Source organism: Clavibacter tessellarius (genome assembly GCF_001618005.1).
GTDB classification, from domain to species: domain Bacteria; phylum Actinomycetota; class Actinomycetes; order Actinomycetales; family Microbacteriaceae; genus Clavibacter; species Clavibacter tessellarius_A.
The window spans coordinates 32517-55910 of sequence record NZ_LQXA01000048.1 but is presented as its reverse complement, the minus strand read 5'-3'; the positions used below and the strand labels follow the sequence as shown (position 1 = coordinate 55910).

The following is a 23394-nucleotide window of genomic DNA, read 5'->3' as shown; positions in this document are numbered from 1 at the left end:
CGCCGCGCCCGGCACCGCGCCTGCCGACGCGCCCGCGCCCGACACCGCGCCGATCCCGACCGCCGCCGACCTCGACGCGCGCGACCCGCTCGCCCGGTTCCGCGACCTGTTCGTGCAGGCCGACGACGTGGTCGCCTACCTCGACGGCAACTCGCTCGGGCGGCCGACCATCGCGAGCGTCGACCGCGTCGCGTCCTTCGTCCGCGACCAGTGGGGCGGCCGCCTCATCCGCGGCTGGGACGAGGACTGGCTCGCCATGCCCACGCGCATCGGCGACGACCTCGGCCGCGTCGCGTACGGGGCCGCGCCCGGCCAGACGTTCGTCGGCGACTCGACCACGGTGATCCTCTACAAGCTCGTGCGCGCCGCCGTCCGCGCGCGTCCCGGCCGCGACGAGCTCGTGATCGACACCGACAACTTCCCGACCGACCGCTTCGTGCTCGAGGGCGTCGCCGAGGAGTGCGGCATGACGATCCGGTGGATCGACGTCGCGCCCGACGCCGGGGTGAGCCCCGCGCTCGTCGCGGAGGCCGTGGGGGAGCGCACCGCGCTCGTCGTGCTCAGCCAGGTCGCGTACCGCTCCGGGTTCCTCGCGGACGTGCCGCGGATCACCCGCATCGTGCACGACGCCGGCGCGCTCGTGCTCTGGGACACCTGCCACTCCGTCGGCGTGATCCCCACCGAGCTCGACGCGTGGGGCGTCGACCTCGCGGTCGGCTGCAGCTACAAGTACCTCGACGGCGGGCCGGGCGCGCCCGCGCACGGCTACGTGCGGAGCGACCTGCAGCGGGAGCTGCGGCAGCCGATCCAGGGCTGGATGGGCGCGCAGGACGTCTTCGCGATGGGGCCGGAGTACGTGCCGGCCGACGGGATCCGCCGCTTCCTCAGCGGCACGCCGCCCATCGTCGGGATGCTGGCGATGCAGGACATGATCGCGCTCATCGAGGAGGCGGGCATGCCCGCGATCCGCGCGAAGTCCCTCGCCCTCACCGGCTTCGCGCTCGCCCTCGTCGACCGCGACCTCGTGCCGCTCGGCGCGCGCGTCGCGAGCCCGCGCGAGGAGGAGCGCCGCGGCAGCCACGTGAGCGTCGACCACCCGCGGTTCCGCGACATCGTGGGCGCGCTGTGGGAGGAGGGCGTGATCCCCGACTTCCGCGCGCCGTCCGGCCTCCGCCTCGGGCTCAGCCCGTTGACCACGTCGTTCCGCGAGGTCGAGGTCGGCGTGGAGGCGATCCGGCGGCACCTGGCCGGCTGACCCGGCACGGCCACGGCGTCGCCCGGCGCGCCCGGCCGGCTACGGCAGGATCGCGTCCACGTACCCGCCGTCGACCCGCAGCGCGCCGCCGGTCGTCGCCGACGCCTGCCGCGACGCCAGGTACACGCACATGTTCGCGATCTCCTCCGGCTCGATCAGCCGCTGGATGAGCGACTGCGGCCGGTGCTCCCGCATGAACTCCCGCTGCGCCTCGTCCCACGGCAGGTCGTCGCCCACGAGCTCGCGCGCGAACGCCTCGACGCCGCCGGTGTGCGTGGGGCCGGCCATGACGCAGTTGACGGTGACGCCGGATCCGGCCGCGGCCTTGGCGAAGCCACGCGAGACCCCGAGGAGCGCGGTCTTCGAGACGCCGTAGTGGATCATCTCGGCCGGCGTGACGACGGCCGAGTCGCTCGCGATGTACTGCACCCGGCCCCAGCCGCGCGCCATCATGCCGGGCAGGTACGCGCGGGTGAGGCGCACGGACGCGAGCACGTTGACCTCGAAGTAGCGGCGCCACTCGTCGTCGGTGATGGCGAACGGGTCGGCCGAGCCGAAGATCCCGAGGTTGTTGACGAGCACGTCGACCTCGGGGAAGGCCTCGACCGCGCGGGCGGCGCCGTCCTCGGTGGCGACGTCGGCCGCGAGCGCCTCGACGGCGGCGCCCGGATGCGCGGCGAGCAGCCGGTCGCGGGCGGCGGCCGTGCGCTCCTCGTCGCGGCCGTTGACGATCACGCGGGCGCCCGCGTCGGCGAGCCCCTCCGCGATCGCGAAGCCGATGCCCTGCGTGGAGCCCGTGACGAGGGCGGTGGATCCGGTGAGGTCGATGCGCATGCGAGTGCCTTCCGTGGGAGTGGGAGAGGGAGGGGTCAGTCGGCCCAGGCGCGCCGCGTGCTCCGGACGGCCTTCCCGGTGGTCGCGGCATCGTGCATCAGCAGCGCGAGGTGGTGGTCCTGCGACGCCTCCGCGAGCGAGTTCGTCGACGGACCGCCGGCCGCGTGCGCGTGCATCTCGACGAGGCACTGCGCGATCGCGATCTCGTCGTCCGCGAGCCGGCCGGGCGCGAACGGGTTCCGGTAGACCCACTCGGATCCGAGCAGCAGGCCGCGCAGGTGGTGCCCCTCGAGGTTCCCGCCCTGTCCCGTCTCGACGCGCGTGATGTCGGCCCACGTCGGCGTCGTCGCGTCGAGCAGCCAGCTCACGTGCTCGTCGACGATCTCGCCGCGCTCGCCGCGGACGAGGAGCCGGTTGCGGCGGATCCAGGAGAAGTACTGCCGGTCGGCGAAGTCGTAGACGCCGAGGCGGTCGCCGAAGTCGAAGCGCGCGGTGGTCTGCTCGGCCGTCACGACCTCCTCGCGCACGGGATCGCCGTCGCGGTCGGGCCCGGCCACGAGCGGCGAGGAGAAGCGGGACGCGGTGATCGTCGCGTCCTCGAAGCCGATGCCGAGGGCCCGGCGCATCACGCGCACGCCGTGGTAGTCGTGGCACTGCGCGACCTGGGCCTGGCTGATCCGCCCGAGCCGACCGCCGGCGGCGATGGCGAGCTGCGCGGCGAGCAGCGGTGAGAGCGGGTACTGCTCGGCCACCTCGATCCGCGCGCCCTGCCGCACCAGCGCGTCGAGCCGTTCGAGGTCCTCCACGGTCTCGCCGGGCGGCGTCTCGGTGAGCACGGCCACGCCGCGGTCGACGAGGTCGGCGATCACGTCCGGCGCGGCCGTCCGCGGCACGGACACGACCACGAACGACGGCGCCTCCGCTGCCAGCAGCTCGGCCGCGGTGCGGAAGGTGCGGATCCCCCACTCCTCCTCGAGCGCGCGCCCGGTGTCGGCGCTGCGCGTCACGAGCCCGGTCACGGCGAAGCGCTCCGGGAGGGCCCTGGCGATGCGCAGGAAGAAGGCGCTGCGCCAGCCGCTCCCCACGATGCCGAAGCGGATCTGCGGGGCCGTCGGCGCGGGGTGGGGCATGCCGTCAGCGTACGCGCGGGGTCGCGCGCGACGGCCGCGCTGGAGTTCTCGCAGCCGACTGCGGAATACTCGCGAGGGCCGGGAGGCTGTCCCGGGGGCGGACGCTCCCGTGTGAGACGGTTCTCGGCTCCGTCGCAGGAGCACGCGACCCGGGAGGGGACACCAGCATGGGGATCCAGACGAGCCTCGACCAGGTCGCGCAGGCCGCGCGCATCCTCGACGTGATGCAGGAGGCCGACGAGCTCACGGTGGCCGCCAGCCGCGACGGCGGCGGACGCGCGGTGCGCCTCCTCGCACGCGCCGCCGCGGATCCCGCCGACCAGCTCACCGCCGTCGCCGCCATCCACGCGCTCGCGCAGGTGTTCGACGACGCCGCCGACCTCGCGCTCGTCGCGCTCCTCGACCACGACGTGCGGTGGATCCGCGAGCACGCCGCCTGGGCGTTCGGCACGCGCCTGCCGCGCTTCGACGCGGTCTCCGGGCTCGTCGCGATGGTCGTCGAGGGCGGCTTCCCCGGCATGCTCGCGCAGCGGACCCTGCAGCAGTGGGCCGGCTCGACCCCCGACCACCTCTCCCTCGCGCTCGAGAACGCGCTGCTCGGCGTGCGCGGCGACGGCGCGCGCTCGCGGCTGGTCGAGACAGTCGGGCTGGTGCACGGCCGGATCCCCGAGCGCGTGCTGCTCCGCACCGCCCAGGACCCGCGCGAGGGCCCGCTCACCCGGGCCGCCGCCGTGGCCGCGCTCGGCGACCGCCCCGCGGGCGAGGCGACCCTCGGGATCGTCTCCGACATCGCGCGCGGCGACGACCAGGTGGCCGCGGTCGCGCGCCTGGCCGTCCTCGACATCGCGCGCCAGCACGGCGACCACCCGGCCGCGCCCGAGCGGCCCGGCCTCACGGTCGTCCAGCTCTTCCTGCACGCCGACATCGACGCGGGGCTCACGCACGTGGGCGCGGGCGACAACGGCGGCATCGCGACGCTGCTCGTGCGGCTGGGCGACGCGCTCGTGGATCCCGCGGGCGCGTCGACCGGCAGCCACGACGTCGCCGCCACCACCGTCGCCGACCGGCCGGTCGACCGCGTACTCACCCTCTCCCGCGGCACCCCCGATCAGGCGCTCGCCTCCCTCGCCCGCGTCTCCGCCGGCGACGACGGCCACGTCTTCGCGCACATCCCGATGCTCGGGGGCCCGCGCTCGCTGCCCGAGGCGTGGCCGCACCGGGTCGAGGCCGAGCGCGGGATCCGCCGCGTGCTCCGCGCCGCCGGCCGCGTCGACGCCGTGCACCTCCGCATGGCCGACGTCGGCACCCTCGCCGCTTCCACGGTCGCGCGCGAGCTCGGCATCCCGGTGGTCTTCACGGTGGCGCCGGATCCGCACGGCGTCGTCGACGCGCTCGACCGCTCCGGCGCCCTCACCCGCGACGGCTTCGGCGCCGTCGACGCGCGCGAGCACTACTGGTTCCGCGTGCGCCTCGTGCAGCGGCTGGCCGCCGACGCCGCGCACACCGTCCTCTTCCCGCGCCCGGAGCTCAAGCGCGACATGCGCCGGCTCGTCGGCATCGACGTGGACGCGCACCCCGAGCGCCACAGCGTCGTCGCCGAGGGCATCGACGTCGCCGCCATCGAGCGCTCCCGGGACGACGCCATGCTCGGCGCGGACGCGGACGGCGCCCCCGCCCGCGCGTTCGTCGAGCTCGACGCCCTGCTCGCCGGGCTCCCCGCCGAGCGCCGCGGCCTGCCGCTCGTGATCAGCGTCGGCCGCCTCGCCCGCGTCAAGGGCATGGCCTCGCTCGCGCACGTCTGGGCGGCGGATCCCGCGCTTCGCTCCCGCGCGAACCTCCTGATCGTGGGCGGCGACCTCGACGCGCCGACGACTGAGGAGCGCGACCAGCTCGCGCGGATGCTCGACGCCGTGCCCGGCGCGGGCGGCCCCGCGGACGCCGCCCGCCACGGCCTCCTCCTCGCCGGCCACCGCGGCAACGACACCGTCACCCGCTGGCTCGCCGCCGTGCGCTACGGCCGCCCCGGGCTCACGGCGCCGGGCGGCGCCTACGCGTGCGCGAGCATCAAGGAGGAGTTCGGCGTCGCGCTCCTCGAGGCGATGTCGATGGGCCTGCCGGTCGTCGCGCCCGCGTCGGGCGGCCCGGCGACCTACGTGGAGGACGGCGTGACCGGCCTGCTCGTCGACACGACGGATCCGGGGGAGCTCGCCACCGGGATCGCCCGCGCGCTCGACATCGCGGCCGGCCCCGACGCCGACGACGCCGCCGACCGCGCGCGCGACATGGTCGCCCGCACCTTCACCATCCAGGCCATGGCGGGCACCCTGTCCCGCGTCTACCGCGACGTCGCCGCAGCCGACGACCGAACCCTCTGGGAGCTCAGCGCCTCATGACCCTGCTCGTCATCAGCCCGGACTACGCGTCCCACCTCTTCCCGCTCATCACGCTCGCGTCGGCCTGGCAGCAGGCGGGCGAGCGCGTGGTCGTGGCCACCGGATCCGCCACCGCCGGCATCGTCGAGGCCTCCGGCTTCGAGCGGGTCGACCTCCGCCTCGGCCGCGGATCCAACCCCGGCACCATCAAGGCCGAGGAGCAGCCGACCGGCGAGGACGACGCCCTCCGCGGCTTCTTCGCCGCCACGCGCCGCGGCATGGTCGAGACCCTCCGCTTCCAGGCCGAGGCCCGGAGCGACGACCTGCTGTGGGAGCCGGTCGAGACCGCGCGCGCCGTGCAGCGCATCCTCGACGAGGTGCGCCCCGACCACGTGATCGTCGACCACCTCGCCTTCAGCGCCCGCCTCGCGCTCCTGGCCTCCGGCACCCGCCACGCGGACGTCGTGCTCGGCCACCCGAGCGCGCTGCCCGTCGGCGACGAGGTCTACGGCTTCCCGCCCGCGTGGCCCGCCGCGTTCGAGCCCGAGGAGGAGGACCTCGACGAGCTGCACGCGCTCTGCGTGCGCGTGCGCGACCGCTTCACCGCGCAGTGGAACGACGCCCTCGCGATCCTCGCGCCGTCGATGCGCCCGAGCCGCGACGCCTTCGCGGAGGCCGGCGACGTGCTCCTCCTCAACTACCCCGAGGAGCTGCACGACCCCGACCGCTCCGAGCTGCTGCCGCCGCACGCCTTCATCGGCTCGGCCGTCCGCCGCGAGGCGCCCGAGGCCGAGGTGCAGGACTGGATCGACGCCGGCGGCGACCCCATCGTCTACGTCTCGCTCGGCAGCTTCCTCTCCGTGCGCGACGACGTGCTCGCGCGCATCGCGGCGGCCCTGCGCGACCTCGACGTGCGCGTGGCGCTCGCGACCGGATCCACCGACCGGGCCGCGCTCGGCGACATCCCGTCCGACTGGCTCGTGCGCCCGTTCCTCCCGCAGGTGACGCTGCTCGGCCATGCCGACCTCGCCGTCACGCACGGCGGCAACAACTCCGTCACCGAGGCGGCGACCGCGGGCGTCCCGATGCTCGTGCTGCCGCTCTCGACCGACCAGTTCGCGGGCGCCGCGGCGCTCGAGGAGGCCGGGCTCGGGATCGCGCTCGCCCCGAACGTCGCGACCGTCACGGAGCTGCGGCAGGCGGCCAAGGCGCTGCTGAACCCGTCGGGCGCGCAGCGGGCGATGCTCGACGCCGTCGCCTCCTCGCTCACCCGCTCGCCCGGTCCGCAGCGCGCGTTCCAGGCGCTGGCCGGCGGGATCCGCCCGGAGCACGCCGCGCGCTGACGCGTCGACCTGCCGGGCGACGCGCGCCCCGCGATCTCGTAGACTCGACGGTGACCGCACATCGCGCCTCGCGCGGGTCGGTCGCCCCCAGTCTCGTCAACGGATCCAGGTGCCCTCGTGAACATCGTCGCTTTCATCATCGCGTTCGCCCTCTTCCTGGGCGGCATGGCGCTGTTCGCGTTCGCGTTCTCCATCGAGGGCTTCGAGCTGCTGAGCTTCTTCTCCGGCATCCTGCTCGTCGCGGCCTCCATCGCGATCCCGGTGCACGTCCTCAAGCGCACCGACGCCTGACCCGGCACGCCCCGGCCGCGCGCCCCGGACCCGCATCCCGCGCGCGGAAACACCCCCGACACACGCCCCCGTTAGTCTGCGGCCATGGGTGATCTGTTCGAGGGATACGGCACGCTCGCGGCCGCACGCCGGGCCACAGGCGGTGCGATGCCGTTCGACGAGATGTTCCGGGATCCGCCGATCGCCGGGGAGCCCGCCGTCGCGCGGGCGGCCTACCGCGAGATCCACGCGGCCCTCTCCCGCATGACCAAGGAGGAGCTGAAGGACCGCACCGACGCGCTCGCCACCAGCTACCTCGCGCAGGGCGTCACCTTCGACTTCGCGGGCGAGGAGCGGCCGTTCCCGCTCGACGCCGTGCCGCGCGTCATCGAGCAGGCCGAGTGGAGCCGGCTCGAGAAGGGCGTCGCCCAGCGGGTCCGGGCGCTCGAGGCGTTCCTCGCCGACGTCTACGGGCCGCAGCGCGCGATCCGCGACGGCGTGATCCCGGCCCGGCTCATCAGCTCGTCCAGCCACTTCCACCGCCAGGCCGCGGGCATCGACCCGGCCAACGGCGTCCGCATCCAGGTCTCCGGCATCGACCTGGTGCGCGACGAGGCGGGCGAGATGCGCGTGCTCGAGGACAACGTGCGCGTCCCGTCCGGCGTCAGCTACGTCATCTCCAACCGCCGCGTCATGGCGCAGACGCTGCCCGAGCTCTTCGTCTCGATGCGCGTGCGCCCGGTCGGCGACTACCCGAACAAGCTCCTGCAGGCGCTCCGCGCGAGCGCGCCGGACGGCGTCGAGGACCCGAACGTGGTCGTCCTCACGCCCGGCGTCTACAACAGCGCCTACTTCGAGCACACGCTTCTGGCGCGCCTCATGGGCGTCGAGCTCGTCGAGGGCCGCGACCTGTTCTGCTCCGGTGGCCGCGTCTGGATGCGCACCACGGGCGGCCCCATGCGCGTCGACGTCATCTACCGCCGCGTCGACGACGAGTTCCTGGATCCGCTGCAGTTCCGCGCCGACTCGATGCTCGGCTCGCCCGGCCTCATGCTCGCCGCGCGCCTCGGCAACGTCACCATCGCGAACGCGGTCGGCAACGGCGTCGCCGACGACAAGCTCGTCTACACGTACCTGCCCGACCTCATCCGCTACTACCTGGCCGAGGACGCGATCATCCCGAACGTCGACACCTGGCGCCTCGAGGACCCGGAGTCGCTCGAGGAGGTGCTCGACCGGCTGCCCGAGCTCGTCGTGAAGCCCGTCGACGGATCCGGCGGCAAGGGCCTCGTGGTCGGCCCCGCCGCCAGCGCGGGCGAGCTCGCCGAGCTGCGAGCGCGGCTGCTGAAGGACCCGCGCGGCTGGATCGCGCAGCCCGTCGTGCAGCTGTCCACCATCCCGACGCTCGTGGAGGACGGGATGCGCCCGCGGCACGCCGACCTCCGGCCCTTCGCCGTGAACGACGGCCGCGACATCTGGGTGCTGCCGGGCGGGCTCACGCGCGTGGCGCTCCCCGAGGGCCAGCTCGTGGTCAACAGCAGCCAGGGCGGCGGATCCAAGGACACCTGGGTCGTCGGCGACTCCGGCTTCCCCACGGCCACGCGCGAGCGCAGCGTGCAGACGCTCGTCGCCGACCAGGCCGCGGTCACCACGTCGATCCCGATCGTCGACGGCGACAAGGCGCCCGACCAGTCGCCGCACGACGCCCCGCGCAACCGCGACCAGCACGAGCAGCAGCAGCAGGCCGCCGCCGCGCCCGCCGCCGCCGCGCCCGCCGCATCCGCTGCCGCCGCTTGCGCATACACCGCACCCGCCACCACCGCCGAGGGGGACCGCTGATGCCCATGCTGTCGCGCATCGCCGAGTCGCTGTTCTGGATCGGCCGCTACATCGAGCGGTCCGACGGCACGGCCCGCATCCTCGACGTGCACCTCCAGCTCCTGCTCGAGGACCCGTGGATCGACGAGGACACCGCCTGCCGCTCCCTCCTCAGCGTGATGGGCAGCGACGTCCCCTCCGACGACGTGCTCGGCCGCGACGACGTGCTCGCGCTCCTCGCGGTCGACCGCACGCAGCCCGCGTCCATCGCGTACTCGCTCGGCGCCGCGCGGGAGAACGCGCGGCGGGCCCGCGAGATCGTCTCCAGCGAGCTGTGGGAGTGCCTCAACACGACGCGCGCCCGGATGCCGCGGAAGATCGCGAACGACCGGGTGCACGAGTTCTTCGGCTGGGTGCGCGAGCGCTCGGCGCTCGCGGTCGGGCTCGTCGAGTCGGGCACGAGCCGCGACGAGGCCTGGCAGTTCTTCACGCTCGGCCGCTCCATCGAGCGCGCCGACATGACGGCCCGCCTCCTCGCCACCCGCGCGCTCACCGAGGCGAGCGGCCCGTCGTGGACCACGATCCTCCGCTCCTGCGGCGCGTACGAGGCGTACCTCCGCACCTACCGCGGGGTGCCGAGCGCGCGCAACGCGGCCGAGTTCCTGCTGCTCGACCGGCTGTTCCCGCGGTCGATCACGCACTCGATCCGCCGCGCCGAGCAGTGCCTGCACGACATCGAGCCGCGCACCGACCGCCTCGGGGTGTCCGACCAGGCGCAGCGGCTGCTCGGGCAGATCCGGAGCGAGCTGGAGTACCGGCCCATCCAGGAGATCCTCGAGGACCTCCCGCGCTTCATGGACGCCGTGCAGGAGGCCACCAGCGCCACCAGCGAGGCCGTCCGCCAGCGCTACTTCCCCACCAACGCGGCACCCAGCTGGGTCGGAGAGAACTCGTGAACCGCCTGCGCATCACCCACCGGACCGGCTTCCACTACGAGGGCGAGGTGACCGCGTCGTACAACGAGGCGCGGATGCTGCCCGTCTCGAGCGAGAACCAGTTCGTCCTGTACTCGAACCTCGACATCCAGCCGAAGCCGGGGCACCACACCTACGTCGACTACTTCGGCACGCGCGTGTCGTCGTTCGAGATCCTGAGCCCGCACCGCTCGCTCGAGCTCACGGCGACGAGCCTCGTCGAGGTCCGGCCGCGCGCGCACGAGCCGCACCAGCTGGGCTGGGACGACCTCGCGGTCGAGGTCGAGCGGGCCACCGAGCACGTGGAGCAGGTCGCGCAGACCGCGCGCACGGCGCCGCACGAGGAGGTCGTCGCGCTCGCGGAGGAGATCGCCGGCGGCGCGGGCACGCCCTGCGAGGCGGCGGCCGAGATCGCGCGCGCGATCGGCGAGAGGGTCGAGTACATGGCGGGCGTGACGAGCGTGCAGTCGACCGCGCGCGAGGCGTGGGAGCAGGGGCGCGGCGTCTGCCAGGACATCACGCACATCGTCATCGGGGCGCTCCGGCACGTCGGGATCCCCGCGCGCTACGTCAGCGGCTACCTGCACCCGAAGCCGAACGCGGCCGTCGGCGAGACCGTCACGGGCGAGTCGCACGCGTGGGTCGAGTGGTACTGCGGCGAGTGGCGGGGCTGGGATCCCACCAACCTCATCGACATCTGCGACCGGCACGTGCTCGTCGGCCGCGGTCGCGACTACCGCGACGTCGCGCCGCTCCGCGGCATCTACGCGGGGCCGTTCCGGTCGAAGCTGTTCGTGCGGGTGGAGATCACGCGCGAGTCCTGATCCGGCCGGTCGAGCGTGGCCGCACCTAGTCTGGATCCATGCCCGACGACGAGCGCCCCACCGGCGGAGCCGACCACCGCACCATCGTGGACGCGGAGGGCGTGACCCTCCACTACTACGTGTGGGAGGCGGAGCGCCCGCGGGCCGTCGTGCACATCGCGCACGGCGTCGGCGAGCACGCGCTGCGCTACATCCGGCTGGCGCGGGAGCTCAACGCCGCCGGGTACACGGTCGCGGCCGACGACCACCGCGGGCACGGTGCCACCGGGCTCGGGCACCTCGGCATCGGCGTGCTGGGGCCCCGGCGGCACCTGGCCGCGCTCGACGGGATCCAGCTGGTGAGCGAGCAGCTCCGGCGCGAGCACCCCGACCTCCCGCTCGTGCTCCTCGGCCACAGCTGGGGCGCGCTCCTCGCGCAGCGCATCGTCGCGCGCGCGTCCGGGCTCTACGCGGGGCTCGTGCTGAGCGGGGCGTCCCTCGCGATGCCCGGCGTGATCAACACGGGCGACCTGAACAAGCGCTGGCGGCACCCGGCGGCGTCGGGCTTCGAATGGCTGTCGCGGGACCCGGAGGCGCAGCGCGCGTTCGGCGCCGACGACCGCAACTTCGACGTGAACGCGCTGAAGCCGTACCGGATGCGCGACTCCGTGCAGATCATGGGCCGCCCGCCCCGGAGGCTCGCGACCGACCTGCCCGTGCTCATCCAGGGCGGCGAGGAGGACTCGCTCGGCGGACGCCGCGGCATGCAGCTCCTCGCGCGCGACTACAGCCGGCGCTCGCGCCTCAGCGACGTGCTGCTCATCGTCTACCCGGGCGCGCGGCACGAGATCTACAACGAGACGAACCGCGACGAGGTGGTCACCGACCTGCGGAGCTGGCTGGAGTCGCGGGTGGCGCCCCACGCGGACGTGGACGCGGAGGCGGAGCCCGCATGACCGCCGGCGACGCGACCCTCCGCCCGGCCCGCGCCGACGACCTCCCGTTCCTCGAAGACATGCTGCTCGCGTCGATGGACTGGCGCGACGACGGCTCCATGACGCGCGAGCGGATGATGGCCGCCCCGGAGCTCGCGCACTACGTGGCCGGCTGGCCGCGCCCGGGCGACGTGGGCGTGGTCGCGGAGGGGCACGGCGAACCCGTCGGCGCCGCCTGGGCGCGCCTCTTCGCCGACGACGACCGCGGTTACGGCTTCGTCGCGACGGACGTCCCCGAGCTCGGCATGGCGCTCGTCCCGTCCGCGCGCGGCCGGGGCCTCGGGCGGCGGATGCTCGTGGCGCTCGTCGACGCGGTCCGCGCATCCGGCGCCCCGGCCGTGAGCCTCAGCGTGGAGGACGGGAACGACCGCGCCCGCGCCCTGTACGAGTCGCTCGGCTTCGTGGTCGTCGGGCGCGAGGGCGGATCGGACGTGCTGCTGCTGCGCTGGTGACGCGGGTGGCGCGGGTGACGGTGGTGCGTGTCCGGTCGCCACGGCCGCCGAATGCTCAGCGCACCGTCCCGACCGGATCCGCGATGGGGCTGCTCTAGCAGTGGCTGTTGTGCACGTCCGGGAGCTTGATGTAGATGTTCTTCCCCCTGCAGATCGGGTAGTACACGTAGATGCCCACGAGGACGCCGATGATGGCGGTGGCGAACCCGCACATCAGCGTGCCGACTCCGGGGGTCGCGCAGATGAAGGCCGCGGCGATGCCGCCCTCGCCTCCGACGATCAGCTTCGCGATCCGCCCGTCGAGGGTGATGGTCGTCCAGTGCTTGACGAAGCGCCGGAAGGAGAAGAGGGAGGAGCCGACCGTGCTGGCCGACGCCGAGACGCGCCCCCGCTCGGATGCCGTGATGTCGACGTCCGGGGTCGCCGGGAGGCCGCCCGAGACCTCGAGCGACGTGACCTCCGCGGTCATCCGCTTCGTCACCTCGTCGCGGGTCGGGGTGGTGACCGAGGATCCACCGCCCGCCCAGGCGGTGAGGTCGGCGTCGACGAGCTGATCCACCGTGACCTTCCGCGTCGTGATGTCGGAGATGATCGTGCCGGCCTTCAGCGAGGCGGCGATGACCTCGATCGAGGACGGTCGGGTGGAGGCCTCGGCGGATGCCGGGGCGACGAGGATGGCGCCGACGACAGCCATCGTCGCGGCCATGGCCACGCCGCTGGCGCGGGTGCGCCGGATGTGATCGCGAGGACCTGATGCGGGGCCGTTCGACACGATGAGCTCCGTTCGAGTGAGGGTGCGTGGCGTGTGCAGGGAATCCGGTCCGGGGACGGCGCGGCCCATGCCGTCGGGAGGTGCGTCGTGTTGCGGTGTGTGACGTGCACGCTAGGTGCTGCCAGACGATCGTCTGGGAGTTGTGCACAGGCGAGTGCCAGCCTGACCGGGATCCCCTCCGCCTCATGGGCGCGCTGTTACCGTCCAAGTCGGCCCTCCCGGATGGGAATGGGCGTATCCGGTACGGATGAGGGTGGCTAGTTGGACAGTCGACGAGCGGACATGTTGCGGTCGCGACACGAGATCGTGGAGGCGGCGGGGGCCCTCTTCGCGCGATTCGGCTATGCGGGGACGACGTTCTCACGCATCGCGCGCGCCATCGATCGTCCGAAGTCGGCCATCGGCTACCACCTCTTCTCCTCGAAGGCCGCGCTGGCCGCGGCCGTCCTGACCGACGACGACATGCGGTGGCGGACGATCGACGATGCCCTGGAGCGCGCGGGGCTGCCCATGGGGACGGAGCGCCTCATCTCCCTGCTGCTCTCGCGCATGCGGGGGATCGAGTCGCACCCGGAGCGGGCGGGCGCCCTGCGGCTGCTGCTCGACCTGCCCGCGTTCGACGTCGAGGATGGGGCACCGGCGGAGGGCCGCACGGGGGTGGAGCGCATCCGGTACGTCTGCGACTGCCTCGCGGCCGACCTGCCGTCGTCGCCGGGCTCCGAGGATGAGGTCGAATCGTTCGCTGAGCTCCTCCTCGACTCGACCCGCGGCCTCGTGCTCTGCCACGTCGCGAAGCAGCCCCACGAGCCCCTCGACTCGCGGCTGTGCGCCCTGTGGGCGTCGCTGCTGAACGGTGCTGGCGTCCCTCGTGCGGAGGCGCTCGTGCGTCGGGTGCAGACCTCGGCCCGCCTGCCCGAGATCATGGCCGATGTGGAGCGGGAGCTGGTCGACGAATCAGCCGACCGGCGCGTCGCGATGCGCTGACGGATGCGCCCGGCGGGCCGATGGCCGAAGCCGCCCACGGACGTGCTGCTGCTGCGCGGGTGACGCATGTGGCACGACGCGGGCCGCCGGGAGGGGACTCCGACGGCCCGCGTGGCCGGCGTGCCGCGGCCGGCGAGCGGCCGCGCGCGGATCAGCGTCGGATCGTCACCCGCAGTAGCTGTCGTACTGGGTGTCGGGGAACACGACCCACATCCCGTCGTTTCCGCAGCGCGTGCCCAGGATGAACGCGACGAGCCCGGTCATGAAGCCGCCGACGAAGGCGCATCCGATCGGTCCGGTGATGGCGCAGAGGGAGCCCGCGGTCAGCGCGCCGATGGTGGAGACGGCGGTCTTCATGACGATCGCCGAGATGTGGAACTTGATGTGCGGGTGCGAGACGGCGTGCCAGAAGGAGCGCCAGCTGTCCGAGGCGACCAGCGGGTTCGCGGCGGGGGCCGCGCCGGGGTGCGCGGGGTCGAGGGTGGCGGTGCCATGCCCACCCGCGGCCATCGTGAGCCTCCCGGCGGCGTCGGCGCCGAGCTCGATCGACGTCGGCTGGGCGTCGGGGCGCTCGAGGCGGATCTGGGCGACCTGCGCGCGGATCTCCGTCACGAGCCGCGCGTGCTCGGCGGGCAGGGAGGCGGCGGGCAGCGCGGCCGCGGATCCCGAGTTGACCTCGGCGGCGTCGGCGAGCTGGTCGACCGTGATGCGCCCGGATCGGACGTCCTGGTCGACGGTCCCGGCGCGGACGGCTGCGGGGATCGCCGGCGCGATGACGGGGTGCGTGGCCGACGACGCGAGCGTCGCGGCATCGGCCGGGACGATCCCGGTCGGCACGATCCCCGTCGAGTACACGGAGACGACCGCGACCGCGAGGAGAGTGAGCAGGACGCCACGGCGGATCGGCCGCGGGCGGTGGTGGGGGGATGACGGGTTCATCCCGGTGGACGGGTGGACGGTGGTGCTGGACATCGCTGCCTCCGGATGTGCGGGTGGGTGGGAGGACCCCGCCGGGCAGCGTGCTCTCGTCTCGCCGACCGGAGTGGAATCCGGTCGGAAAGATATTCCCGTTTTTTCTCCTAACACATTTCCATGTACATAACCGCTGATTTCTTACGCTTTCTCCGCGCATGTGCGGAGGCATTTCCTCCATCGTCGGCGACGGTGCGGGACGGGGCCTGCGGCGACAGCGTGCGGCGGGTGCGGACACGGCTCCGCCCTCCGCTCCGCGTGGGCGGAGGGAGGGCGGAGGGAGGGCGGAGCGGGGGTGGAGCGCGCGGCGTCCGGCCGGAGCGCGTGTCCGGCCGGACCCGATCAGGCGCGCGTCGGGCGGCTCGTCGTCGGCGCGCGGCGGCGGCGTCGGGCCTCGAGCGCGCCCGCGGATCCGACGACCAGCAGCAGCGCCGCGAGGGCGAGCGTCGCCGCGGGCGAGGACCCGGTGCGCGGCAGCGAGCCGCGGAGGCTCGCGGCCGAGCTCGCGCCGGAGGTGCCGACCGGGCTGGAGCCGTCCGCCGACAGGGCGCCGGGGGAGGCGGTGCCCGCGGTGGCGGTGCCGGATCCGGGCGTCGTGCCCGTCCCGGAGCCGCTGCCGGCGCCCGGGTCCGACCCCGAGCCGCCGGCGTCGGCCACCGCGGCCGTCGTGACCACGGCCGCGGACACGTCCGCGACGAGGCCGGACGCGTCGACCAGGTGGAGACCCGTGACCGTGCGGGACGCGCCCGTGGTCACGTCCTCCGCGAGCACCGCGGATCCGCCGTCGGGCAGCGCGAACCGCGTGCCCGGGGCGATGTCGCCGGCCGCGAGCGAGGCGCCGGCGATGCTGCCGCCGTCGCTCGAGACGCGCACGGTGCCGCCGTCGACCTGCACCCGCAGGCCCCGGATCGCGACCGCCGTGCGGCTGCCCGGGTAGAGCGCGACGTCGTCGAGGGAGGCGCTGCCGGATCCGCCGCTCGAGGCGAGGTGGATGCCCGTCGCGCGGATCTGCCCCGCGGCGCCGTCCCCGGCGGTGGCGCCCGGGTCGGTCGCGGTCGCCTCCGAGGCGCTGAGCGCGGCCGGGGCCGCGGCGGCCGCGTCGTCCGGCCGCGCCACCGGCGTCGCCGCCACGGCGCTCGGCCCGGTCGCCCGGATCCCGTACGCCGACCAGCCGGCCGGCGCCGTGTCCGGCACGATCGTGACGGGCGTCGGCGACGGATCCGGCACGGGCGTCGACCCGCTGCCCGCCGCCATCGTCACGACGCCCAGGCGCACCTCGGGGAAGCGCCCGGTGAGGTCGCGGTAGTGCAGCGCGGTGAGGGTCACCGTGCCGTCCTTCGCGACCGACCGCTCGCCGAACCGCACCTCGACGCGCGGTGTGCCGTGCTCGTCGACGCCCGTGTAGAGGTCGGTGGTGGTGTCGATCCACACGCCGTTCACGAAGACCGCGCTGCCCGGATCCGCGAACGACACGGTCATCGCGCCGGCGGCCGAGACGGCCGCGTGGAGGCCGGCGACCCGGAGGGCCGGCCAGCGGTAGTCGGCGAGCGGATCCGTCGCGGCGCCCGGCACCTGCCGGAACCCGCCCACGTCGACCGTGGCGGTGCCCGCGGCGGAGCCCGTGCCGAGGTCGACGGCGACGGCCGACGTGGTGTCGGGATCCGTCCCCGTGCCGGTCACGGCGGCAGCCGTGGCGTGCGGCGCGGCAACGGTCGCGGCCGGCTGCGGCGCGACGAGCGCCGTGCCGTCGGCCGCCGTGACGCCGACGCCGTACGCGCCGACGACCTGCCCGGCCGCGGGCGGCACGACGACCGTGCCGAGGCGGACGTCCGGGTGGGCGCCCGTGAGGTCGCGGTAGTGCACGCCGGTGACCGTGACGGTGCCGTCGGCCGCCGTCTCGTGCTCGCCGAACGCGACGGTGACGCGGGGCGCGCCCTTCTCGTCGACGCCCGTGTAGAGGTCGGTGGTGGTGTCGATCCAGCGGCCGTCCACGAAGACCGCGCTGCCGGGATCCGTGAACTCCGTCGCGACCTCGCCCGTGGGCGTGACCGTGACGGTGAGCCCGTAGACCCGGAACGCCGTCCAGCGGTACTGGGCGAGCGGGTCGCCGGGGGCGCCCGGCAGCTGCTCGAACGAGCCGACGCCGATCGTGGTGGTGCCGTCCGCGCCGGTCTCGACGCGCGTGGAGGAGGCGTGCTCGGCGGATCCGTCCGTCGCGGCGAGCGCGTCGGCGGTGGACCTGCGGTCGACGCCCTCGACGCGCGGCTGCCCGTCGATCACGCGCGTGCCGTCGGGGGCGGTGACGGTGACGCCCGTCGCGACGCGGCCGGGGGCGGGTGCGGGGGCGGGATCCGGCGCCGGGGTCGGCCCGGGCGCGGGCGTCGGGTCCGGGTCGGGAGCCGGAGCGGGCGCGGGCGTCGGCGAGGCCGACGGCGTCGGGACGGGCACGGCGGCGGCCGCCTGGCACGTCACGGATCCGGCGCGCACGCGCCAGATCTCCGAGGCCCCGCCCTCCGCCTCCACGTCGATGCCGAGCGTGGTCGCGGACCCGTCGTCGCCCTTCGCGGTGGATCCCACGATGACGCGGGTCGCGCCGTAGACCGACGCCGGCAGGTCGCGCGACCAGCCGGGCGTCGCGTCCGCCTCGGCGGTCACGTCCGCGCCGCCGATCGTCAGCCGGTCGAGGTGCACGGCGGGCGTGCCGCCGGGCGTGCACGACACGGTGAGGCCGGAGAAGACGATCGCCGGCCGGTCGCGGAGCTGGAACCGGCCGCTCGCGATGCTGCTGGACGCGCCCGTGGGGCCGGCCGTGGAGCGGAGCCCGGTCGTCTGCGTCGTGTTGAGCTTCATCACGTCGCCGGTGGATGCGGCCTCCCGCGTCACCGCCTGGCCCGCCGACCACTCGGCGAGCGGTGTCGGCGCCGTGAGCGTGTCGCCGTCGATGTCGATGACCTCCACGCCCGAGGCGCGCGCGAGCACGAGGTCGGCCGCGTGCGCCGCCAGGGGCGCGAGCCCGCCGAGGGCGAGGAGCGCCGCGAGGGCGGTGGCGCCGGTCGCGCCGAGGATCCCGAGGGATCCGCGCGCGCCGAGCCGCCGCGTCGTCGGGAGCGAGGCCCGGACCGCAGCCCGGCTCATCGTCCCGCCTCCGCGCCGAGGCCGTCGATGAACGCGCGGCCCGCGGGCACGCCGGCCCCGGTCACGTCGTCCCAGCCGGGCGCGGAGCGGAGCCCCTGCCTCCCGGTGTCCCACAGGAAGAGCGTCTCGGGCCACAGCGCTCCCGCCGACGGCCCCTTCGGGGACCACGTGGCGGCGGACGCGGGCTGCACGTCGCGCAGCGCGCCCGTGCCCATCAGCGCGTAGAGCGCGGGGCTCGCGAGGCCGAAGCGCCGGCCGGTGACGGCCTTGGAGATCGCGACCATGGAGGCGACCATCGGCGTCGCGAGGCTCGTGCCGCCGTGCGCCGCGTACTCGGTGCGGCCCTGATGCGGGCCGTAGGTGATGAAGCCCGTGTCCGGGTCGCCGAGCGAGGCCACGTCCGGCAGCAGCCTGCCGGTGCCCGCCACCGCGAGCCGGTCGGCCTGCCAGGTGGGTCGCGCGTACACCGCGGACTGGCCGCCGCCCGCGCCGAACGCGAAGCCCGGCGGGATCAGGGCGCCGTTGCGCGCGAAGCGGGTCTCGGTCTCCCAGCCCGCCTCGACGGCGATCGAGCCGTCCTGGGCGAGGCCGGTGCTGGTCGCGCCGACCGCCGTGACGTAGGGGCTGGACGCGGGCGACGCCACGGTGGCGTTCCCGCCGTGGTCGCCGACGCCGCTGTAGTCGCCGTCGTTGCCGGTGGACGCGAAGACCGACACGTCGCGCGACGCCGCCTCCACGAGCACGCGGTTGAGGAGCTCGCGGTCGTCGGCCGTGTCGAGGCCCTCCATCGCGCCGAAGGACAGGCTGATCACGTCGGGCCCGTCCTCCGCCGCGTCGAGGATCCGCGTGTAGAGGCTCGTGCTCGTGCAGTCGTCGGCGCCCCAGTAGGAGACGGCCGCGTCGGGCGCCATCGCGTGGACGGCCTGCACGTCGAGGTGCTGCTCGTCGGTCCACGCCGTGGGTCCGCCGCAGATGCCGGTGCGCGGCGAGGCGGACGGGTGGTCGCGGTACTGGCCGGCCGTGAAGACCGGCTCGCCGACCGCGCGGGAGTAGGTGTCGGTGTCGGCCTTCGTGTCGGGGTCGTCGTAGGCCGCGACGATCGCGATGGTCGCGCCGGCGCCCCGGTCCTCGGCGGGCACGTCGTCGACGCGCCGGAGCTGCGCCGGGCCGTAGCCGCACAGCGAGTTGGAGCGGTGGGCCACGGCGACGGATGCGGGCCACGCGTCGGTGAGGCGCTGGCCCCACCACGCGGCGCACGTGCCGTCGTCGGCGGAGGAGGCGGGGGACCCGCCGGACGCCTGGCCGGGGATCGGCGCGGGGATCGGGGTCGCGGCGGCGGGCGCCTCCGCGGTGTCGGCCGCGAGCGCGGCGTCCGACTCCGCGTCGGACGGCATCAGCACGTCGCCCTGCACGGTGCCGGCGACGCCGCGCACGGCGTCGAGGGCCGCGGGGACGGTGAGGGTCCGCTCCGGTGCGACGACCTCCCGGCCGCCGACGCGGAACCGGGCGAACCCGGTGTCGAAGGCCCGCGACGCGAGCGCGAGCGTGCCGGAGACGGGCAGCGCGGAGACCTCGCCGCGCGCGTCGCCCACGTCGAGGCCGCGGTCGCGCAGCCACGCGGCGACGGCCGGCGCGGCGTCGGGTCGGGCCGGATCCAGCAGCACCGTGAAGGCGGCCGTCGCGTCCGCGGGCGCGTCGCCCAGTCGGACGGCGGGGACGGCGGCGGACCACGAGGGCGCGGAGCCCTCGAGCGCGCGGAGTCCGGAGGCGGCGCGCTCGGCGGCCGGATCGGACGCGGCGGACGCGGATCCGGTGCCCGCGAGCGCGGTCGCGACGAGCGCGGCGACGGCCGCCAGGGCGACGATGCCCGTGCCGAGGGCGACGGACCGGGCGCGCGCGGGCAGCGGGCGGCGGCGGGCGAGGGCCAGGATCCGGCCCGCGGTGGGCGGGCGTTCGGCGGGCCCGCGGGCCTCGACGGGTGGGAGGGACGAGGGACGAGAGGGCATGCGGGATCCAGCTTCGATTCAAGGGGGTCTGCGCGAGGGCGCGTGCGGATGCTATCCCTCCGTGAGAACCGTTCTCACCACCTGTGGAGGGCGGCGTCCGGAGGCCCTCGCCGCCGATCCCGGCGGCACCCGTTCACAGGGGCGTCGGCGTCCCGCGGCTCCGGCTGCGTAGACTCCCTCCCACCCGAGCCGGGGCAGACGGGAGCGTGACATGAATCGACGGCAGCAGGCGGTGTCCCGGGCCCGACGCGAGATCGTCGAGGCGGCGGGAGGCCTGTTCGCGGCCCACGGCTACGAGGGCACGTCGTTCTCCCGCGTCGCCGAGGCCATGGGGAAGCCCAAGTCGGCCATCGGCTACCACCTCTTCGCGTCCAAGGAGAGCCTCGCGGGCGCCGTGGTCGAGGATCAGGAGGACCGCTGGCTCCGCATCGAGGCCGCGCTCGACGGCTCGGGTGCGCTGTCCGACCTCGTCGTCTTCCTCCTCACCGCCGGCCGCACCGTGGAGGTCTGCCCGGTCGCCGCCGGCGCCGTCCGCCTCCTGCAGGACATGCCGCGCCTCGGCCTCGCGGTGGAGCGGCGCTTCGACGTGTGGCGCTTCACGCGGGAGCACCTGGAGGCGGAGCTCGCCGCCCGGGATCTCCCCGTCCCGGATCTCGACCACACCGTCGACGTGCTGCTCAGCGCCACGTTCGGCGTGCTCTCGTACCGGTCGCCGCGTCCGGCGGCGGGCGACCAGGTGGATCGGCTGCGCGCCCTCTGGGTCCCGCTGCTCACCCACCTGGGGTTCGCCGACGCCGACGCCGTGGTGCGCGCCGCCCGACCGCTCGACCCGGAGCGGGTGGAGGAGGGCCGCCCGGATCCGTCCGTGGCGCACCTCGGCCCCGCGAGCGCCGTCGGACGCCCGGCCGCCACGGTGGACGAGGACCGCGCCCGCGCCTGACGCGGCCCGCACGACGACGCCGGCCGGTCCCTCGGGGCCGGCCGGCGTCGTCGTGCGTCGCCGCGCTACTCCACGCGACCCGCGTACCGGTACCGGAAGCCGTCGCCCGCGGTGACCACCACGTCGTAGTAGCCCCACTCGTCCACCGGCCAGTTCACGGTCGTGCTCCGGCCCGGCTTCACGGTCTCGTGGCGCTCGCGCGTGAGGAAGTCGTTCGCCGTCAGCGTGTAGTGCACCGAGGGCGTCCCGTCGTTCGCGAGCGTGAGCCGCAGCACGGGCTTGCCGCCGGGGATCGTCTCGACCGAGACCCGGGGCACGGGCACGTCGTCCTTCCCGGCCGCGACCACGGTGCCGGCGAAGCGGCGCAGGAACCGGTCGGGCCCGTAGAGGCTGAAGTCGTAGGCCCCCGCGTGCGCCGATGCGTCCCACGTGTACGCCGCCGTCCCGCGCGGCGCGACCGTGAACGGCGTCGACGCGAACGGCAGCGCGATGTTCGGGAACACCTGGTGGGAGACGCCCTGCCGTCCGCCGTTGCGCATCGTCATCGTGACCCGGCCGCTCGCCCGGTCCACCGCCACGTCCGCGTCCTGCCGGTAGGGGAGCGGGCGGTGGCGCATGGTGCCGTCCTCCTGCACGGGCATCCGCTGCGCGCCCACGGCGGGCTCCTGCACCGGCGGCTTCGCCATGTCGGCGTCGGCGGCGGCGACGAGCGCCTGCGTGGCGCTCAGGGGCAGCACCTCGGCGGCCGACGGGATCGAGAAGTCGGGGTGCGCGAAGTCGAAGCACGAGGTGAGGTCGCCGGAGATCGTGCGCCGCCAGTCGGAGATGTTGGGCTCGTGCACGCCCGTCCACGTCTCGAGGAAGCGGATCACCGAGGTGTGGTCGAACACCTGCGAGTCGACCCAGCCGCCGCGGCTCCACGGCGACACGACCGTCAGCGGCACGCGCGTGCCGTAGCCGATGGGCAGCCCGTCCACGTACTCGTCGGCCGTGCCTGGCTCGGCGAGCGGCGGCAGCTGGTGGTCGAAGTAGCCGTCGTTCTCGTCGTAGTTGATGAGGAGGACGGTGCGCGCCCAGGTGTCCGGGTTGCTCATGAGCGCCTGGATCACCGCGTTCGTGTAGTGCGCGCCGTAGTCCGGGCTCGCCTTCGGATGCTCGCTCCAGCCGTAGGGCGCGACCACGTACGACACGGCGGGCAGCGTGCCGGCGGCGGCGTCGCGCCCGAACTCGCTGAGGAGGTGCGTGACGTCGAGGCCCTTGCCGGAGTCGGGCTTCCACCCGTCGTGCAGGCCGCCGGCCTCCGCGAGCGCGCGCGTGGCCGGATCCGACGACGCGAGCGCCTCGTGGTACCGGTGGAAGAGCCACAGCGGGTTGTCGCCGTAGTCGCCCACGTAGGGGTGCGTGCCCTCGTCGCCGACCTCGTCGTTCGCGTACGTCTTCCAGCTGATCCCGGCCTGCTGCAGGCGCTCGGGGTACGTCGTCCAGCTGAAGACCGGCGCGTAGTCGTCCGGGTTGTCGATGGCGGGGCCGCCGGCCGTGCCGCGGGGGTCGATCGTGCCGGTCCACTGGAAGAGGCGGTTCGGCGTCGTCGGTCCGATGAGGGAGCAGTGGTAGTGGTCCGCGATCGTGAAGGCGGACGCCAGGGCGTGGTGGAAGGGGAGGTCGTCCTTCGTGAAGTAGCCCATGGTCTGCTCGCTCTTGGCGACGACCCAGTTGTCCCACGCGCCCTTGTTCCAGGCCGCGTGCCCGCCCTTCCAGGAGTGGTCGAGGCCGCCGGCGCCCTGCGCGTTGTAGCGCGACGAGTCGAGCGGGAAGGGCAGCATCCGGCCACCGTCGGGGCGGGTCGCGTCGGGCTGCGCGAAGACGGTGCCGCCGCCCGGGAGCTCGACGGCCTGCTTGTCGCCGAAGCCGCGGACGCCCGGGAGCGTGCCGAAGTAGTGGTCGAACGAGCGGTTCTCCTGCATGAGGATCACCACGTGCTCGACGTCGCGGATGCTGTGCGTGAGCCCGCGACGGGTGGCGGCGGCCGCGGCGGTGGCGCTCGCGGTGCCGGATCCGGCGACGGATCCCGCGGCGACGCCCGCCATGATCGCGGCGGCGCCGCCCATGAGGACGGTTCGGCGGCTGACGCCCGGGCGGACGGCGCCGCGGTACGGGCGCGAGGGGTCGAGCGGGGGAGCGGCGTCGACGCCGGCCTCGAGGTCGACGTCCGGGGCGTGCTCTTCGGGCTTGGAGGTGCTCACGGTGGCTGTCTCTCTTCCTGGATCGTGCCGGGCGATGCGGGCGGGGATCCCGCGGAGCGGCGACGCGGAGGGCGCACGCCGTCGCGGCGTTCCGCG

Annotated in this window: 18 protein-coding genes; 11 read left to right on the top strand and 7 right to left on the bottom strand. The window is 74.9% G+C overall.

Annotation, left to right across the window (positions count from 1 at the left end; genetic code table 11):
• Window positions 1–52 precede the first annotated feature (52 nt).
• On the top strand, window positions 53–1255 hold the full coding sequence (locus AWH51_RS13100; protein WP_063072510.1) for a kynureninase: 1203 nt from the start codon (window positions 53–55) through the stop codon (window positions 1253–1255).
• A gap of 39 nt (window positions 1256–1294) precedes the next feature.
• Here AWH51_RS13100 and AWH51_RS13095 read toward each other — a convergent pair whose 3' ends face one another.
• The gene (locus AWH51_RS13095) at window positions 1295–2089 is read right to left on the bottom strand and encodes an SDR family NAD(P)-dependent oxidoreductase (RefSeq protein WP_063072504.1); all 795 of its coding nucleotides are present in this window, start codon (window positions 2087–2089) and stop codon (window positions 1295–1297) included.
• A 35-nt stretch (window positions 2090–2124) separates the two neighbouring features.
• Window positions 2125–3219: a Gfo/Idh/MocA family oxidoreductase gene (locus tag AWH51_RS13090; RefSeq protein WP_063072503.1), complete on the bottom strand. Its 1095-nt coding sequence runs from the start codon at window positions 3217–3219 to the stop codon at window positions 2125–2127.
• A gap of 167 nt (window positions 3220–3386) precedes the next feature.
• On the opposite strand from AWH51_RS13090, the gene AWH51_RS13085 reads away from it, so the two are divergent.
• The 8 genes from AWH51_RS13085 (at window position 3387) to AWH51_RS13055 (ending at window position 12246) form a co-directional block, all read left to right on the top strand.
• Entirely contained in the window at window positions 3387–5612 is a 2226-nt protein-coding gene (locus tag AWH51_RS13085) for a glycosyltransferase (protein ID WP_063072502.1), read from the top strand.
• Complete coding sequence (locus AWH51_RS13080; RefSeq protein ID WP_063072501.1) at window positions 5609–6934, top strand: nucleotide disphospho-sugar-binding domain-containing protein; 1326 nt, start codon at window positions 5609–5611, stop codon at window positions 6932–6934. Before AWH51_RS13085 ends, AWH51_RS13080 begins: the two co-directional genes overlap by 4 nt.
• 117 nt (window positions 6935–7051) lie before the next feature.
• On the top strand, window positions 7052–7225 hold the full coding sequence (locus tag AWH51_RS16335; protein WP_175345527.1) for a hypothetical protein: 174 nt from the start codon (window positions 7052–7054) through the stop codon (window positions 7223–7225).
• An 84-nt stretch (window positions 7226–7309) separates the two neighbouring features.
• Window positions 7310–9043, top strand: coding sequence for a circularly permuted type 2 ATP-grasp protein (locus AWH51_RS13075; protein WP_063072500.1), 1734 nt, complete (start codon window positions 7310–7312; stop codon window positions 9041–9043).
• A gap of 5 nt (window positions 9044–9048) precedes the next feature.
• Entirely contained in the window at window positions 9049–9978 is a 930-nt protein-coding gene (locus AWH51_RS13070; protein ID WP_063072509.1) for an alpha-E domain-containing protein, read from the top strand.
• On the top strand, window positions 9975–10820 hold the full coding sequence (locus AWH51_RS13065) for a transglutaminase family protein (protein ID WP_063072499.1): 846 nt from the start codon (window positions 9975–9977) through the stop codon (window positions 10818–10820). The genes AWH51_RS13070 and AWH51_RS13065 overlap by 4 nt, the downstream gene beginning before the upstream one ends.
• A 38-nt stretch (window positions 10821–10858) precedes the next feature.
• On the top strand, window positions 10859–11755 hold the full coding sequence (locus AWH51_RS13060; RefSeq protein ID WP_063072498.1) for an alpha/beta fold hydrolase: 897 nt from the start codon (window positions 10859–10861) through the stop codon (window positions 11753–11755).
• On the top strand, window positions 11752–12246 hold the full coding sequence (locus AWH51_RS13055; protein WP_063072497.1) for a GNAT family N-acetyltransferase: 495 nt from the start codon (window positions 11752–11754) through the stop codon (window positions 12244–12246). The genes AWH51_RS13060 and AWH51_RS13055 overlap by 4 nt, the downstream gene beginning before the upstream one ends.
• 94 nt (window positions 12247–12340) lie before the next feature.
• Here AWH51_RS13055 and AWH51_RS13050 read toward each other — a convergent pair whose 3' ends face one another.
• Window positions 12341–12952: a hypothetical protein gene (locus tag AWH51_RS13050; protein WP_063072496.1), complete on the bottom strand. Its 612-nt coding sequence runs from the start codon at window positions 12950–12952 to the stop codon at window positions 12341–12343.
• A 348-nt stretch (window positions 12953–13300) separates the two neighbouring features.
• Here AWH51_RS13050 and AWH51_RS13045 point away from each other — a divergent pair, with 348 nt between their 5' ends.
• Window positions 13301–14002: a TetR/AcrR family transcriptional regulator gene (locus AWH51_RS13045; protein ID WP_081235121.1), complete on the top strand. Its 702-nt coding sequence runs from the start codon at window positions 13301–13303 to the stop codon at window positions 14000–14002.
• A 165-nt stretch (window positions 14003–14167) separates the two neighbouring features.
• Here AWH51_RS13045 and AWH51_RS13040 read toward each other — a convergent pair whose 3' ends face one another.
• The 3 genes from AWH51_RS13040 to AWH51_RS13030 form a co-directional block, all read right to left on the bottom strand.
• Window positions 14168–14974 carry a hypothetical protein gene (locus AWH51_RS13040; RefSeq protein ID WP_063072494.1) on the bottom strand — a complete coding sequence of 269 codons (807 nt, stop codon included), beginning with the start codon at window positions 14972–14974 and terminating at the stop codon, window positions 14168–14170.
• Window positions 14975–15316: 342 nt separating this feature from the next.
• Window positions 15317–18109: a hypothetical protein gene (locus tag AWH51_RS13035; protein WP_063072493.1), complete on the bottom strand. Its 2793-nt coding sequence runs from the start codon at window positions 18107–18109 to the stop codon at window positions 15317–15319.
• The gene (locus AWH51_RS13030) at window positions 18106–20115 is read right to left on the bottom strand and encodes a S53 family peptidase (protein WP_254654580.1); all 2010 of its coding nucleotides are present in this window, start codon (window positions 20113–20115) and stop codon (window positions 18106–18108) included. The genes AWH51_RS13035 and AWH51_RS13030 overlap by 4 nt, the downstream gene beginning before the upstream one ends.
• Window positions 20116–20326: 211 nt before the next feature.
• Here AWH51_RS13030 and AWH51_RS13025 point away from each other — a divergent pair, with 211 nt between their 5' ends.
• On the top strand, window positions 20327–21055 hold the full coding sequence (locus AWH51_RS13025) for a helix-turn-helix domain-containing protein (RefSeq protein ID WP_063072492.1): 729 nt from the start codon (window positions 20327–20329) through the stop codon (window positions 21053–21055).
• A 65-nt stretch (window positions 21056–21120) separates the two neighbouring features.
• Here AWH51_RS13025 and AWH51_RS13020 read toward each other — a convergent pair whose 3' ends face one another.
• On the bottom strand, window positions 21121–23298 hold the full coding sequence (locus AWH51_RS13020) for a phosphocholine-specific phospholipase C (RefSeq protein WP_063072491.1): 2178 nt from the start codon (window positions 23296–23298) through the stop codon (window positions 21121–21123).
• Window positions 23299–23394: the final 96 nt, after the last annotated feature.

Excerpts from the sequence above, each read along its gene's own strand:
- AWH51_RS13095 (WP_063072504.1), bottom strand. The coding sequence starts at position 2,089 with ATGCGCATCGACCTCACCGGATCCACCGCCCTCGTCACGGGCTCCACG.
- AWH51_RS13090 (WP_063072503.1), bottom strand. The coding sequence starts at position 3,219 with ATGCCCCACCCCGCGCCGACGGCCCCGCAGATCCGCTTCGGCATCGTG.
- AWH51_RS13085 (WP_063072502.1), top strand. The coding sequence starts at position 3,387 with ATGGGGATCCAGACGAGCCTCGACCAGGTCGCGCAGGCCGCGCGCATC.
- AWH51_RS13080 (WP_063072501.1), top strand. The coding sequence starts at position 5,609 with ATGACCCTGCTCGTCATCAGCCCGGACTACGCGTCCCACCTCTTCCCG.
- AWH51_RS13075 (WP_063072500.1), top strand. The coding sequence starts at position 7,310 with ATGGGTGATCTGTTCGAGGGATACGGCACGCTCGCGGCCGCACGCCGG.
- AWH51_RS13070 (WP_063072509.1), top strand. The coding sequence starts at position 9,049 with ATGCTGTCGCGCATCGCCGAGTCGCTGTTCTGGATCGGCCGCTACATC.
- AWH51_RS13060 (WP_063072498.1), top strand. The coding sequence starts at position 10,859 with ATGCCCGACGACGAGCGCCCCACCGGCGGAGCCGACCACCGCACCATC.
- AWH51_RS13055 (WP_063072497.1), top strand. The coding sequence starts at position 11,752 with ATGACCGCCGGCGACGCGACCCTCCGCCCGGCCCGCGCCGACGACCTC.
- AWH51_RS13050 (WP_063072496.1), bottom strand. The coding sequence starts at position 12,952 with ATGGCCGCGACGATGGCTGTCGTCGGCGCCATCCTCGTCGCCCCGGCA.
- AWH51_RS13045 (WP_081235121.1), top strand. The coding sequence starts at position 13,301 with ATGTTGCGGTCGCGACACGAGATCGTGGAGGCGGCGGGGGCCCTCTTC.
- AWH51_RS13040 (WP_063072494.1), bottom strand. The coding sequence starts at position 14,974 with ATGTCCAGCACCACCGTCCACCCGTCCACCGGGATGAACCCGTCATCC.
- AWH51_RS13035 (WP_063072493.1), bottom strand. The coding sequence starts at position 18,109 with ATGAGCCGGGCTGCGGTCCGGGCCTCGCTCCCGACGACGCGGCGGCTC.
- AWH51_RS13030 (WP_254654580.1), bottom strand. The coding sequence starts at position 20,115 with ATGCCCTCTCGTCCCTCGTCCCTCCCACCCGTCGAGGCCCGCGGGCCC.
- AWH51_RS13025 (WP_063072492.1), top strand. The coding sequence starts at position 20,327 with ATGAATCGACGGCAGCAGGCGGTGTCCCGGGCCCGACGCGAGATCGTC.